Source organism: Pseudomonas sp. 5Vm1k (assembly GCF_056161485.1).
On record NZ_JBSPCZ010000004.1, the window covers coordinates 382,870 to 397,379 of the forward strand.

Here is a 14,510-nt window from a genome sequence, read left to right on the forward strand (position 1 = left end):
GCCTGCCCGACTAATGAAGTGTCGGGCCCGCTGTCGGAGTCGAAGATGAAAAACTGGCTGGACGAGATCAAGTGGGATGCCGATGGCCTGGTGCCGGCGATTGCCCAGGATCACAAGACCGGGCGCGTCCTGATGATGGCCTGGATGAACCGCGAAGCGCTGGAATTGAGTGCTGCCGAGAACCGGGCCATTTACTGGTCACGTTCCCGTGGCAAGCTGTGGCGCAAAGGTGAAGAGTCCGGCCACGTGCAAACCCTGCATGAGATGCGCCTGGACTGCGACGCCGACGTGATCATTCTGATGGTCGAGCAAATCGGCGACATCGCCTGCCATACCGGCCGCCAGAGCTGCTTCTATCGTGTCTTCGAGAACGGCGACTGGAAAACCGTCGACCCGGTCCTGAAAGATCCGCACGCCATCTATTCCGCAGGACACACACATGAGTGACACTCTGACCCGTCTGGCCCAGGTACTGGAAGAGCGCAAAGGCGCCGCTGCCGACAGCTCGTATGTCGCCAGCCTGTACCACAAGGGTTTGAACAAGATTCTGGAAAAAGTCGGCGAAGAGTCGGTCGAAACCATTATTGCCGCCAAGGACGCCGCCATCAGCGGTGACTGCAGCGACGTGATCTACGAAACCGCCGATTTGTGGTTCCACAGCATGGTCATGCTCGCCCAACTGGGGCAGCATCCACAGGCTGTGCTCGATGAACTGGACCGTCGCTTCGGTCTGTCCGGACACGCCGAGAAAGCCTCGCGTCCGTCCGCCTGAATAATTATTTGAGAGGAGCAGCAACATGGGCATTTTTGACTGGAAACACTGGATCGTCATCCTGGTTGTCGTGGTGCTGGTGTTCGGCACCAAGAAACTGAAAAACCTCGGCACTGACGTCGGCGAGTCGATCAAGGGCTTTCGTAAAGCCATGAACGATGAAGATAAGCCGGTTGACCCGACCGTGACCCCGGCCCAACCGGTGCCACCGGCCCAGCCAACGACGACCTCGCCACTGAACCAGCCGCACACCATTGACGTGCAGGCACAGAAAGTCGAAGAGCCGATCCGCAAAGACGTGTGAGCACTGACTAATGTTTGGTATCAGCTTCTCTGAACTGCTGCTCGTCGGCCTCGTTGCCCTGCTGGTGCTGGGCCCCGAGCGTTTGCCGGGCGCTGCGCGCACCGCCGGTCTGTGGATCGGGCGGCTGAAGCGCAGCTTCAACGCGATCAAACAGGAAGTTGAGCGTGAAATCGGTGCGGACGAGATTCGTCGGCAACTGCACAACGAGCACATTCTGTCGCTGGAGCAGGAGGCGCGGAAAATTTTCACGCCGACCCAGCAGGAAGCCACGCCAGTGCAACCGGTTGAACCGGTGGTGGAGCCGACGATTCACGCGCCAGGCACAGAATCGGTGCCCTCCATGGGCGGCGTCGAGCCAGCGCCTGTTGTCCCTGCGCCGGCCTCCGTAGAACCTGTTGCTCCCGCGGCGGCGCCCGTTGCTCCCGCCCCTCATGACCCAACATTGCCGCCGCGAGCCCCATGAGCGATCTTCCTGAAAATGACCAGCACATGCCGCTGGTTTCGCACCTCACCGAGTTGCGTACCCGCCTGCTGCGCTGTGTAGCGGCGATCTTCATCATCTTCGCCGGGCTGTTCGCGTTCACCCAGCAGATCTACACCTTTGTCTCGACGCCCCTGCGGGCGTACCTGCCCGCCGGCGCAACGATGATCGCCACCGACGTGTCGTCACCGTTCCTGACGCCATTGAAACTGACGATGATGGTCTCGCTGTTCCTGGCGATCCCGGTGATTCTGCATCAGATCTGGGGCTTCATCGCTCCGGGCCTGTATAAGCACGAGAAGCGCATCGCCGTGCCATTGCTGGTCTCCAGCATCCTGCTGTTCTATACCGGCATGGCGTTCGCCTACTACCTGGTCTTCCCGCTGATCTTCAAGTTCTTCGCCGCCGCCACCCCGGCCGGCGTGGAAATGATGACTGACATCACCAGCTACCTCGATTTCGTCATGACGCTGTTCTTCGCCTTCGGCGTGGCGTTCGAAATCCCGGTTGCCGTGGTGCTGCTGGTATGGATCGGCGTGGTCGACGTCAAATACCTGAAGAAAATCCGTCCGTACGTGGTCATCGGCTGCTTCGTGGTCGGCATGATCCTGACCCCGCCGGACATCTTCTCGCAGACGCTGTTGGCCGTACCGATGTGGATGCTGTTCGAGATTGGCATCCTGTTCGGCAGTCTGGTCAGCAAGCGTGGCGAGCACCCGGATGACCAACCGGCTGACGATCACAACGACCAGCCGCCAGCGACCCAGCCGTGAACCTGCTGCTGCTCGAAGAGGCCGATTTCATTGCGGCCGACCGGGTGATCCTGCGTGATCGCCGGCTGACGCATATGCAGGAAGTCCATCGCTGCGAAGTCGGTGACAGCATGCGTGTCGGCCGTATCGGTGGTCTGATGGGTTCGGCTGAAGTACTGCGCCTGGACGCCGGTGAAGCCGAACTGCGCGTCGTGCTTGATCAACAGCCACCGACCAAGCTGCCGCTGACCCTGGTGTTGGCCCTGCCACGCCCGAAAATGCTGCGTAGAGTGTTTCAGACCGTGGCCGCCATGGGTGTGCCGCGCATCGTGCTGGTGAACAGCTATCGCGTCGAGAAGAGCTTCTGGCAAACACCGTTCCTGGAGCCCGAAGCGATTCGTGAGCAATTGATCCTGGGGCTGGAACAGGCCCGGGACAGTGTGCTGCCAGAGATCGTCATCGAGAAGCGCTTCAAGCCGTTCGTTGAAGACCGTCTGCCCGCGATCACCGAAGGCACCCTCGGCCTGGTCGGCCACCCCGGTAATTACCCGTCCTGCCCCCGTGGCCTGGACGAACCGGTGACCCTGGCCATCGGCCCCGAGGGCGGCTGGATTCCTTACGAAATCGAATTGCTGGGCAAATCCGGTCTGCAACCGGTGCAACTGGGCGATCGCATCCTGCGGGTCGAAACCGCCGTCACCGCCCTGCTCGCCCGCCTCTTCTAACCCTGCGCGATCCGGCGTAGGAGCTGCCGAAGGCTGCGATCTTTTGATCCTGGCGACGGTGAGATCAACGAAGATCAAGATCAAAAGATCGCAGCCTTCGGCAGCTCCTACATGAAACAGCATTTCGTCAGATAGAACGCATATCGAGCGCGTTCGGCGCCTACAGATTCCCGCCCCCCAGCCGATACAGCCCCCATAAAACCAAATTATGGTCCGAGGGGAGTAGCAGCATGTACCGTTGGCTAGCCGAGAAACTGGGAAACGTAAGCGTTAATCGCAAACTGGGTGTCGGCTTCGGTCTCGTCCTGCTCCTGACCTTGTTGATCACCTTCACCGGCTGGACCGGCCTGACGGGTGTGATGAGCCGTGGCGACAAGCTCGGGTTCATTGCCAGCCTCAATGACCTGACCAAGGACCTGCGCCTGGCGCGCCTGGACTACGAAATGCGCCGTGGCGAACAAGGCCCGGGGGCGGTCAACGACTTGCTGGGCCAACTCGACGCCGGCCTGCAAACCGCACGCAAGTTGATCGAACAACCCGCCGACATCGCGATGATCGACCAGCAACTGGCCGCCGTCAGCCAGTACAAGCAAGCCTTCGTCGCCATGACCCAGGCCGGTGCCAACCGCGAAGACGCCCGCAGCAAGCTCGGTGCCACCGCCGACAACGCCGTGGCCAAGGTCGCTGAAGTCGAGAAGGCCCTGTTGCAAGGCGACAGCGTCGCCCAGTTCAACAGCGTGATCGACCTGAGCAAGCTGATCCAGCAAGCGCGCTTTCAGGTGCGCGGCTACACCTACAGCGCCAAGACCGAGGCCGAGCAGCCTGCGCTGGACGCCATCGATAACGCCCTGAAAAACCTTGAGAGCCTGCCGGGCAAGCTGCCGGAACAGTTCGCCGCCAACCTGCAACAGGCCACCGAATCCCTGAAGGCCTATCGCGCCGCCGTCAGCCAGTTCCGCGACTCCCAGGTGGCGAGTGCCGCCGCGCTCAAACGCATGGGCGAGCAAGGCGACATTCTGTCCGACGAAAGCAAGAAACTGACCGTTTCGCAAACCGTCGTGCGTGATACCGATGCAGCCCACGCCAAGAACCTGCTGCTGATGGCCACCGTCCTCGCCCTAGCGTTTGGCTTGCTCGCCGCTTGGGCGATCACCCGCCAGATCGTCATTCCGTTGAGCCAGACCCTGAAAGTAGCCGAGCGGGTTGCCGCCGGTGATTTGACCCACAACCTGATCTCCGAACGTCGCGACGAACTGGGCCAGCTCCAGCGTGCCATGCAGAGCATGACCCTGGGCCTGCGCGAGTTGATCGGCGGTATCAGCGACGGCGTCACGCAGATCGCCAGCGCCGCCGAAGAACTGTCCGCCGTCACCGAGCAAACCAGCGCCGGGGTCAACAGTCAGAAAGTGGAAACCGATCAGGTGGCCACCGCCATGCACGAAATGACCGCCACCGTGCAGGAAGTCGCGCGTAACGCCGAGGAAGCCTCCGAAGCCGCAGTCGCCGCCGATCAGCAGGCCCGCGAAGGCGACAAGGTTGTCGGCGAAGCCATCGCTCAGATCGAGCGCCTGGCCATCGAAGTCGGCAACTCCACAGCGGCCATGAGCGACCTGAAGCGCGAAAGCGACAAGATTGGCAGCGTGCTCGACGTGATCAAATCCGTGGCGCAACAGACCAACCTGCTGGCGCTCAACGCGGCGATCGAAGCCGCCCGTGCCGGTGAAGCCGGACGTGGTTTCGCGGTGGTCGCCGACGAAGTCCGCAGCCTGGCCCAGCGCACCCAGAAGTCCACCGAAGAAATCGAAGAGCTGATCGTCGGCCTGCAAACCGGCACCCAGCAAGTCGCGACCATCATGGACAACAGCCGCAGCCTGACCGACAGCAGCGTCGAACTGACTCGCCGCGCTGGCGGCTCACTGGAAAGCATCACTCGTACGGTGTCGGCGATCCAGTCGATGAACCAGCAGATCGCCGCTGCCGCCGAGCAACAGAGTGCCGTGGCTGAAGAGATCAACCGCAGCGTGCTGAACGTGCGCGATGTGTCCGAGCAGACCTCGGCGGCGAGTGAAGAGACCGCGGCGTCCAGTGTTGAGCTGGCGCGGTTGGGGACGCATTTGCAGATGTTGGTTGGCAGGTTCAAAGTTTGAGGTGATGCGAATGCCTCGGTTTGCTTGAGACCGAGGTGATGCTTTCGCGAGCAAGCCCGCTCCCACCTTGGTTTTGTGATCGACACATATCCACTGTGGGAGCGGGCTTGCTCGCGAAGGCGTCCGAACAGGCGCTGAAGTTACAAAACCTGCCGCAAAAACGCCTGCGCCCGAGGATCCTTCGGCGCATCAAAGAACTCGGCCGGCGAGGCGTCTTCCAGCAATTTGCCGTGATCGAAGAACAGCACCCGATCCGCCACTTCCCGGGCAAAGCCCATTTCGTGGGTAACGCAGACCATGGTCATGCCTTCCACGGCCAGGGTTTTCATCACGTCCAGCACTTCACCGACCATTTCCGGGTCCAGCGCCGAGGTCGGCTCATCGAACAGCATGACCTTCGGTTCCATGGCCAGCGCCCGGGCAATCGCCACGCGCTGTTGCTGGCCGCCGGAAAGGCGTGACGGAAACTCGTTGGCCTTCTGCGCGATACCGACCTTTTTCAGCAGCTCCATGGCCTTGGCCTCGCGCTCTTTCTTGCCGCGCTTGCGCACGACTTTTTGCGCCAGACAGAGGTTTTCCAGCACGGTCATGTGCGGGAACAGGTTGAAATGCTGGAACACCATGCCGACTTCCCGGCGATAGGCATTTACGTCGGTTTTCGGGTCGGCCAACTGCAAGCCGTCGATGCTCACCGAGCCCGAATCGAATTCCTCCAGACCATTGAGGCAACGCAGGAAGGTCGATTTGCCGGAGCCGGACGGGCCGATCACCACCAGCACTTCGCCCTTGGCCACTGTCGTGGACACGTTATCCACCGCGCGCACCAGCTGGCCGCGAGTGTCGAAGACTTTTACCAGATCGCGGACTTCAATCACTTTGCGCGAGCCTCCGCTCAAGCCGGCTGGCGATTTTCGACAGCGGCAGGTTGATCAACAGGTACAGCCCGGCTACGCAGAACAGGATTTCGAACGGCGAGAACGAGGTGGTGATGACTTCGCGGCCGCTTTTCAGCAGCTCGGTAATGGCGATCACCGACACCAGCGAGGTGTCTTTCACCAGGCTGATGAACTGCCCGGCCAGCGGCGGCAGCACACGTTTCAACGCTTGCGGCAACACCACATGACGCATCGACTGACCGGCGCTCAAACCGAGCGAGCGCGCCGCTTCGTTCTGACCACGGGCAATCGATTGCACGCCGGAGCGGATGATCTCCGCCACATAGGCGCCAGTGAACAGCGACAACGCGGCGATCCCGGCGAACTCCCGGGACAAGTTCATCACCGTGCCGATGAAGAAGTAGAAAATGAAGATCTGCACCAGCAGCGGCGTGCCACGCACCAGTTCGACGTAAATGGTCGAAAGATCGCGCAGGGTCGGGTTGTTCGACAGCCGGCACAGGCCGGTGGCCAGGCCGATCAACAGCCCGAGCACGCCAGACACCACGGACAACCACAACGTGGTCCACAGGCCCCACAGCAAAGGCCCAGCGGCCCAATGCCGGGTGACACCGATCACGTCACCTTCCGCCACGTCATCGCCTTGGGCGACTTGCAGGCTGTTGTCGTCGACCGTCAGGTGCTGCTCGTCACCGGCGTCATTGCGCAGGGTGACGTCGGCCTTGTCGCCCTTGCGTACCAGTTCACTGACCGTGGAGATGTCGGCAGCGCGCTGGGATTCTTCGGCATGGTAGGCGAAGTACTGCGGCACGCGGTTCCAGCGCCATTCGTAGGACATCAGCGAGGTGGCGTAATACAACGCGCCGGCCAGGCCGATCAGCACGAGCACAGTCAGGATGTGCCAGGGCAGTTGGGATTTTTTATGTTTCATTTGCGTTGGAGATTCCGAATTCTGTGTCGCCAGGGAGGCCGTCTTCGCGAGCAAGCCCGCTCCCACAGGGAAATACATTCCAAATGTAGGAGCGAGGCTTGCCCGCGAATGGGGCGGCGCGGTCTATCTGACCGGGCCTTATTCCATGTCCTTGAGCCAGGCGGTGTCTTTAAACCACTTGTCATGGATGCGATCGTAGGTGCCGTCTTCGTGGATCTGGTGCAGGAAGTTGTTGATGAAGTTGAGGCTGTCGTAGTCGCCCTTCTTCAGGCCGAAGGCCAGCGGTTCGTAGGTGAACGGCTTGTCGAGGAACACCAGTTTGCCGGCGCCGACCTTGTTCACCGCCACCACGTTGTACGGCGCGTCGTAAATGAACGCATCGGCCTTGCCGTTGACCACGTCGAGCACGGCTTCCTGCTCGTTGTCGTAGCCGTGGTACTTGGCTTTGGAGATCAGCTTCTTGGCCACCATCTCGCCGGTGGTGCCGAGCTTGGAGGTGATGCGGTAGTCGTCGGTGTTCAGGTCTTTATAAGACTTGATGGTGCCTTCCAGGTCCTTGCGGATCAGCAAGGTCTGGCCGACCACAATGAACGGTTCGCTGAAGTTCAGGCGCAGGTTGCGCTCCTGGGTCAGGGTCATGCCGCTGCCGATCATGTCGAACTTGTCGGTCATCAGCGCCGGGATGATGCCGTCGTAACCGGTGGACACCAGCTCCAGCTTGACGCCCATGGCCTTGCTCATGGCCTTGAGGATGTCGACTTCAAAACCGATGATCTCGCCGCGCTTGTTGGTCATTTCGAAGGGCATGTAGGTCGGGTCCATGCCGACTTTCAGCGTGCCACGCTTGACCGCGTCATCGATGGCGCCGGCCTGCGCCGCGTTGACTGCAACCAATGCCGTGACGCCGACCAGCAGCATCGAGAGATACTTCTTCATCTTCAAGTCCCCAAAACCATTGCGGTGTGAGGCGCGCAATCGACGATTTTCCTTTGAAAACCGATAGATACGAACAAAAAGCTGCCCGGGCGCACCAATTCGGGGACGGATGCTAACGCACTGGGGTGTTTGCACAAGGGTTTGTGCGGGATTTGTTGGCTCCGATGCAGGAAAGACCTGCCGGAAGAATGTGGATGGCTGTTGGTACTTTAAACATTCAAGAGCCACCCCTCACCCCAGCCCTCTCCCCAGAGGGGAGAGGGGGAAAGGGAGCAGATCTTCATGCTATTCAAGTCCTGAGTTCGACTCGATATCTCAGGTCGATGTATGACGCAAGACACCTCGGTCAGTCCCCTCGCCCCTTTGGGGCGGTCCGACGTTTCGGGAGGGTTAGGGAGAGGGGTGGATTTAAAGGTCGATGCTCATCCAGACTACCCCACAAACAAAAAACCCCGCTTTCGCGGGGTTTTTTATCAGGCCAACTGAGGCTGTGCACTCAGTGGCTTAAGCGGCAGCAACGGCGCATGCGGATCGGCTTTCACCGATTGCCGCCAGGCGTCCAGCCACTCGGTGTGGCCTTCGCTCCAGACCTGCTCATGCAAACGACCCAATGCCACCGGGTCACTCAGCAGTTGTAGGCGCTCATGATTGTTCAGCCCGGCAGGCCCGGCCTTCAACGCATGACGAACGCGCTCCACACGCAACCACTCGATCGGCTCGGCCTGACCGTGACGGGACGTCGCCAGCGAGCACGCCAAGGCGTTCTGCTGTGGATCGACCACGGCGCGGATGAAGCCGTCTTTCAACTGGTGATAACGGTTTTCGTGGGTGTACTGATCGGTGGCCAGCAGCGCTTGTGGCGGATTGTATTCCTCAGGGATCAGGAACAGGCTCTCGTCACGGGACTTCAGGCCCAGGCCGACACGGCTGGAGATCACCGATACCGGGATCGACAGCATCAGCGAACCGACGATCGGTACCAGCCACCACAGGAAGCTCGGGTTCAGCCAGACCACCAGCAGGGCCCAGAAGAAGCCCAGCAAGGTTTGCGGGCCGTGGCGCTTGACCGCTTCGCTCCATGGCGTGGAGTCGTCGTCACGTTGCGGCGAGTTCCAGGTCGCAGCCCAGCCGAGGAACGCGGCGAGTACGAAACGGGTGTGGAAAATCATCCGCACCGGCGCCAGCAGCATGGAGAACAACATCTCCAGCAGCATAGAGAACGTCACCTTGAACTTGCCACCGAACTCTTTCGCGCCCTTGGCCCAGATCAGGATGATGCTCAACAGCTTCGGCAGGAACAGCAGCACGATGGTCGTCGAGAACAGCGCGACGGCTTTGTCTGGATGCCATTGCGGCCACAGCGGGTAAAGCTGTCGCGGCTCCATGAAGTACTGCGGCTCCATCAACGTGTTCACCGCCAGCAGCGCCGTGGACAACACGAGGAAGAAGAACCACAACGGCGCCGACAGGTAAGACATCACGCCGGTCAGGAACACCGCACGGTGTACCGGGTGCATGCCTTTAACCAGGAACAGGCGGAAGTTCATCAGGTTACCGTGGCACCAGCGACGGTCACGCTTGAGTTCGTCCAGCAGGTTCGGCGGCAGTTCTTCGTAGCTGCCCGGCAAATCGTAGGCAATCCACACGCCCCAGCCGGCACGGCGCATCAGCGCAGCTTCGACGAAATCGTGGGACAGAATCGCACCGGCAAACGCACCTTTACCCGGCAACGGCGCCAGGGCGCAGTGCTCGATAAACGGCTTCATGCGGATGATCGCGTTGTGACCCCAGTAGTGGGATTCGCCCAACTGCCAGAAGTGCAAACCGGCAGTGAACAGCGGACCGTACACACGGGTCGCAAACTGCTGCATACGCGCATAAAGGGTGTCCATGCCCGACGCACGTGGCGCGGTCTGGATGATCCCGGCGTCCGGCGTGGCTTCCATCAAGCGCACCAGACTGGTCAGGCATTCGCCGCTCATCACGGAGTCCGCGTCGAGCACGACCATGTACTTGTAGTCACCGCCCCAACGACGGCAGAAGTCGTCGAGGTTGCCGCTTTTACGTTTGACGCGACGGCGACGGCGGCGATAGAAGATCTTGCCGAAGCCTTTGGCTTCACGGCAGACGTCCAGCCAGGCCTGTTGCTCGGCCACGCAGATATCGGTTTCGTTACTGTCGCTGAGGACGAAGAAGTCGAAACGATCCAGGTCACCCGTGGCCGCGACCGACTCGAAGGTCGCACGCAAACCGGCAAACACCCGTGGCACGTCTTCGTTGCAGATCGGCATCACCAGTGCAGTGCGTGCGTCCTTGGCAATCGGCTCGTTGCCGGCGCTTTTACCGGAAATACGGTATTTGTCGTGACCGGTGAGCAACTCGAGGAAGCCCATCAGCGCCGTCCAGAAACCGGCCGACACCCAGCAGAACAGAATCCCGAACAGAATCAGGATGCTGGTTTGCAGCGCATACGGCAGCACTTGCGTGGCGGTTTGCAGCAGCGGTTGATGCAGCACTTCGTTCAGGTCGACGAACGCCCAGCCCTGATACGGCATGATGCCTTTCATGTACCAGCCAGCCACGATGGTCTGGCCGAGCATCAGCACCAGCAGAATGTAGCGACGGATCGAACCGACGGTGCGCCAGCGAGCCGCCGGCAACACGCGTTCATCCTTCGGCGGCGCCGGCGGATTGGTGCGACCGGTCATCCGGCGCCAGCCACGCACCAGAATATTGGTGCGCCATGGTTCCGGCACGACTTTGGTCCGACGGATCGGCGGGGTCGCTTTGAGTACCACACGACCACTGGCATCAACCGCCAGCATTTCCGCTTCTTCCAGTTCTTCGGCACTGTTCAGGAGCAGGCGCTTGCCTACCGAGGCTTGTGCAGCCTCGGTCGGTGCGTCGAATGTCGAGGACGAAAGACGCTGGTGCAGTTCACTGAAGGACTGGCAGCCCGCGAGTTCCGCGCGCTGCTCGTCGGTCATCGGTAAATGCGCCAGATACTCCGACAGAGTCTCTGGCTTTACTTGAGAATTACTCATCGGCAGGCAACTGGTAGCTCCAGGTTTCGGTCAGGACTTCTTCAGTCGCCGCCGAATCCGGTGTGGCTGGGGCCGCGTCCGCAGCGACTGGCTGCTTGGCGTCTTTGTTGTCCTTGTTCTTGGTATCGGCAGCCGGCTTGGCATCGGCCTGTTTGGCTTCAGCTTGCTTGGCGTCCTTGGCTTCCTTGTCCGCTTTCTCCTGCTGCTTGGCGGCGACCTTGTCGGCCTTGGCAACGGAGGAATTGGAAGCTGGAATCGAAGACTTGGCCAGATCCTCAGGCACGATTTTCTCGACCAGGGATGCGCGCATCTCGGTAGCTTTGCCTGCGTCCTTGATCTTCATGCGCAGGGTCAGGCGCCAGCCCTTGGTTTCAGGGTTGTAGCGCACGGTGTTCTCGACCAGCTCGGCATTGTCGCCAACGCTGACCTGGCTGCGCACGTCTGCGGTTTCCGGCAATGCGGCCAGGGACGGGCCTTCGAAGTCCACCAGATAGGCAACGGTGCCATCCGGCTGACGGATCAGGTTGGACTGCTTCACGTCGCCGGTGGAACGCAGGGTCTGTTTGACCCAGGCGCTGTCCGGAGCGTGGATGGCAGCTTCGTCGATGGTCCAGTGCATGCGATAGGCGACGTCGAGCGGCTGGCCTGGCTCAGGCAGTTTTTCCGGGCTCCAGAAGGCAACGATGTTGTCGTTGGTTTCGTCGGCGGTCGGAATTTCCACCAGGTCTACAGAACCCTTGCCCCAATCGCCTTTTGGCTCGATCCAGGCACTTGGGCGCTTGTCGTAACGGTCGTCGAGGTCTTCGTAGTGGCTGAAGTCACGACCACGTTGCAGCAAGCCAAAGCCACGCGGGTTTTCGATGGCAAAGTTGCTCACCGCCAGGTGTTTCGGGTTGTTCAGAGGACGCCAGATCCACTCGCCGTTGCCGGCATGGATCGACAGACCGCTGGAGTCGTGCAGTTCGCGGCGATAGTTGAGCACTTTCGACGGCTGGTTGGCGCCGAACAGGAACATGCTGGTCAGCGGGGCAACGCCGAGCTTGGTGACCTTGTCACGCAGGAACATGCGGGCCTTGACGTCGACCACGGTGTCGCTGCCTGGACGCAGGGTCAGGCGGTACGCACCGGTGGCACGCGGCGAATCCAGCAGCGCGAAGATCACCAGGTGTTTGTCACCCGGTTTTGGCTGTTGAATCCAGAACTCGGTGAAACGCGGGAATTCTTCGCCGGACGGCAATGCGGTATCGATGGCCATGCCGCGAGCGGACAAGCCATAGGTGTGACCCTTGCCGACAACGCGGAAATAACTCGCGCCGAGCATGGTCATGATTTCGTCTTGCTTGTCGGCCTTGTTGATCGGGTACAGCACACGGAAACCGGCATAACCCAGTTGTTCGGTGGCTTTAGGATCGAACTTAACATCGCCGAAATCGAAACGACTTGGGTCGTATTTGATCTCTTCGACGTTGTTGGCCGTGATTTCGTTGATTTTCACCGGGGTGTCGAAATGCATGCCCTGGTGATAGAACGAAAGCTTGAACGGGGTTTTCTGATCGGCCCACTCGGCTTTTTCAGTGCGGAAACGAATTTTCTGATAGTCCGCGAATTTCATTTCGCGGAATTCGTTCGGCAGGTTACTGCGCGGGGCTTCGAATTTCTGCCCGGCCAGCTCTTTCGCCTTGACCGACACATCATCCAGGTTGAATGCCCAAAGCTGGCCGGCGCTGAGCAGACACAGCAGTGCAGAGCCCGCTACCAGAGCGCTTCGGAACCGTTGGGCAGACAATTTTGGTGCATTACAGGGACTAACAATCACGAGCAACCCTCGCCGAAAACAGATCAAAAAACCAACGGCCAGCTATCTATATGCCAGGTTGGCGAGCATTGTTCCGACTCCTATGGGGCTAAATGATTCCCCAACAGGTTCCGGGCAAGTCTCTACCTAAGTCAAAATGGGCCAACGAACGCTGATCCCCGTAGCGCGCGATTATCTAGTAGGCCGCGTTACAACGCATCAGGGGTAACAAAGTATTTATCGCGAAAAACCCCTGTTTTCAGTCGAAATGCCCTTAAAAACATGTTTCAGGGGCTTTCAGGTCTGTAACAGGAAGGTTACCGGGCCATCATTGACCAGGTGCACCTGCATATCCGCGCCGAATCTACCTGATGCCACAGTGCCATGCACCTCTTTCGCTTTACCTAATAGATAGTCGAAAAGTTCTTCACCCAGGGCCGGAGGCGCCGCCGTCGAAAAACTCGGGCGCAACCCGCTCTTGGTGTCGGCCGCCAGGGTGAACTGCGAGACCAGCAGCAAGCCACCACCGACATCCGCCAGGGACAGATTCATCTTGCCTTCTGTATCACTGAATACACGATAGTTAAGCAGTTTATGCAGAAGTTTGTCGGCGCTGGCCCGAGTGTCCTCGGGCTCGACCGCCACCAGAACCAGCAAACCCTGGTCCACCGCGCCAACCACCTCCCCCGCTACCTCGACTCGCGCGCCACGCACGCGTTGCAGCAGGCCCTTCATGCTTCTTCAGGCGGCAGATCAAGCAAGCGCCGGGCCATCTGACCAGCGGCGCGCACCAAGGCATCGGTGATGCCCGGTTCGGACGCGGCGTGGCCGGCATCGCGGATCACCTGCAGTTCGCTGTTCGGCCAGGCTTGATGCAATTCCCAGGCGTTGTCCAACGGACAGATCACGTCGTAGCGGCCATGGACGATCACGCCGGGCAAATGGGCAATCTTGCCCATGTCGCGAATCAGCTGGTTCGGTTCAAGGAAAGCGTTGTTGGTGAAGTAGTGACATTCGATCCGGGCAATCGACAGCGCGCGCTGCGGCTCAGAGAAGCGATCGACCACCAGCGGGTTCGGCCGCAAGGTCGCGGTCCGGCCTTCCCAGGTGGACCAGGCCTTGGCCGCGTGCATCTGAGCGATCTGATCGTTGCCGGTCAGGCGCTTGTGGAAAGCGGTCAGCAAGTCGCCGCGCTCGTCCAGTGGGATCGGCGCGATGTAGTCCTGCCAGTAATCGGGGAACAGACGACTGGCGCCAGCCTGATAGAACCACTCGATTTCCTGCGGACGGCAGAGAAAAATCCCGCGCAGGATCAGACCGTGCACACGCTCCGGGTGGGTTTGCGCGTAGGCCAGGGCCAGGGTCGAACCCCAGGAGCCGCCAAACAGCACCCATTTTTCGATGTTCAGGTGTTTGCGGATCCGCTCAAGGTCGGCGACCAGATCCCAGGTGGTGTTGTTTTCAAGGTTGGCGTGGGGCGTGGAGCGACCGCAACCGCGCTGATCGAAAGTGACAATGCGATACAGGTTTGGGTCGAAGTACCGGCGGCTCTGTGCATCACACCCGGCGCCGGGGCCGCCGTGGATGAACACCACCGGCAAACCTTCCGGTGAACCGCTTTCGTCGACGTACAGCGTGTGGGTTTTATCGACGGCCAGATCGTGCCGGGCGTAGGGTTTGATCTGCGGGTACAAAGTCTGCATTGCACGCTCCGTAAGGGGTCGAGG

General features: G+C 60.4%; 14 protein-coding genes and 1 pseudogene. 8 read left to right on the forward strand and 7 right to left on the reverse strand.

The features are described from left to right. Positions 1-45: 45 nt before the first annotated feature. The 8 genes and pseudogenes from hisI (at position 46) to ACWIKB_RS10855 (ending at position 5,181) form a co-directional block, all read left to right on the forward strand. Positions 46-447 carry a phosphoribosyl-AMP cyclohydrolase gene (gene hisI, locus ACWIKB_RS10820; protein ID WP_054054645.1) on the forward strand — a complete coding sequence of 134 codons (402 nt, stop codon included), beginning with the start codon at positions 46-48 and terminating at the stop codon, positions 445-447. Further along, positions 440-772, forward strand: a complete 333-nt coding sequence (locus ACWIKB_RS10825) for a phosphoribosyl-ATP diphosphatase (RefSeq protein WP_007899279.1) — start codon at positions 440-442, stop codon at positions 770-772. The genes hisI and ACWIKB_RS10825 overlap by 8 nt, the downstream gene beginning before the upstream one ends. A gap of 25 nt (positions 773-797) precedes the next feature. Further along, complete coding sequence (locus ACWIKB_RS10830; protein WP_475266695.1) at positions 798-1,076, forward strand: twin-arginine translocase TatA/TatE family subunit; 279 nt, start codon at positions 798-800, stop codon at positions 1,074-1,076. Between the two features lie 10 nt (positions 1,077-1,086). After that, a complete protein-coding gene (gene tatB, locus ACWIKB_RS10835; RefSeq protein WP_475266696.1) occupies positions 1,087-1,539 on the forward strand; it encodes a Sec-independent protein translocase protein TatB in 453 nt (150 codons plus the stop codon). After that, complete coding sequence (tatC, locus tag ACWIKB_RS10840) at positions 1,536-2,330, forward strand: twin-arginine translocase subunit TatC (protein ID WP_475266697.1); 795 nt, start codon at positions 1,536-1,538, stop codon at positions 2,328-2,330. The genes tatB and tatC overlap by 4 nt, the downstream gene beginning before the upstream one ends. Then, on the forward strand, positions 2,327-3,034 hold the full coding sequence (locus ACWIKB_RS10845) for a 16S rRNA (uracil(1498)-N(3))-methyltransferase (protein ID WP_475266698.1): 708 nt from the start codon (positions 2,327-2,329) through the stop codon (positions 3,032-3,034). The genes tatC and ACWIKB_RS10845 overlap by 4 nt, the downstream gene beginning before the upstream one ends. Before the next feature lie 230 nt (positions 3,035-3,264). Further along, a pseudogene (locus ACWIKB_RS10850) lies at positions 3,265-4,323 on the forward strand (methyl-accepting chemotaxis protein); the annotation flags it as partial. Between the two features lie 144 nt (positions 4,324-4,467). Then, positions 4,468-5,181, forward strand: coding sequence for a methyl-accepting chemotaxis protein (locus tag ACWIKB_RS10855; RefSeq protein WP_475266866.1), 714 nt, complete (start codon positions 4,468-4,470; stop codon positions 5,179-5,181). A gap of 140 nt (positions 5,182-5,321) precedes the next feature. Here ACWIKB_RS10855 and ACWIKB_RS10860 read toward each other — a convergent pair whose 3' ends face one another. From ACWIKB_RS10860 to pip, 7 genes are all read right to left on the reverse strand, one after another. Beyond that, positions 5,322-6,056: an amino acid ABC transporter ATP-binding protein gene (locus ACWIKB_RS10860; protein WP_475266699.1), complete on the reverse strand. Its 735-nt coding sequence runs from the start codon at positions 6,054-6,056 to the stop codon at positions 5,322-5,324. Continuing rightward, positions 6,049-7,008 (reverse strand): amino acid ABC transporter permease, encoded by a 960-nt coding sequence (locus ACWIKB_RS10865; protein WP_475266700.1) that lies wholly within the window; start codon positions 7,006-7,008, stop codon positions 6,049-6,051. The genes ACWIKB_RS10860 and ACWIKB_RS10865 overlap by 8 nt, the downstream gene beginning before the upstream one ends. 138 nt (positions 7,009-7,146) lie before the next feature. Further along, on the reverse strand, positions 7,147-7,944 hold the full coding sequence (locus tag ACWIKB_RS10870; protein WP_429531289.1) for a transporter substrate-binding domain-containing protein: 798 nt from the start codon (positions 7,942-7,944) through the stop codon (positions 7,147-7,149). A 473-nt stretch (positions 7,945-8,417) separates the two neighbouring features. Beyond that, the gene (gene mdoH, locus ACWIKB_RS10875; protein WP_475266701.1) at positions 8,418-10,988 is read right to left on the reverse strand and encodes a glucans biosynthesis glucosyltransferase MdoH; all 2,571 of its coding nucleotides are present in this window, start codon (positions 10,986-10,988) and stop codon (positions 8,418-8,420) included. Further along, complete coding sequence (locus tag ACWIKB_RS10880; protein WP_475266702.1) at positions 10,981-12,804, reverse strand: glucan biosynthesis protein G; 1,824 nt, start codon at positions 12,802-12,804, stop codon at positions 10,981-10,983. The genes mdoH and ACWIKB_RS10880 overlap by 8 nt, the downstream gene beginning before the upstream one ends. A 276-nt stretch (positions 12,805-13,080) precedes the next feature. Next, positions 13,081-13,518, reverse strand: a complete 438-nt coding sequence (dtd, locus tag ACWIKB_RS10885; protein ID WP_475266703.1) for a D-aminoacyl-tRNA deacylase — start codon at positions 13,516-13,518, stop codon at positions 13,081-13,083. Continuing rightward, positions 13,515-14,486 carry a prolyl aminopeptidase gene (gene pip, locus ACWIKB_RS10890; protein ID WP_054054666.1) on the reverse strand — a complete coding sequence of 324 codons (972 nt, stop codon included), beginning with the start codon at positions 14,484-14,486 and terminating at the stop codon, positions 13,515-13,517. The genes dtd and pip overlap by 4 nt, the downstream gene beginning before the upstream one ends. Positions 14,487-14,510: the final 24 nt, after the last annotated feature.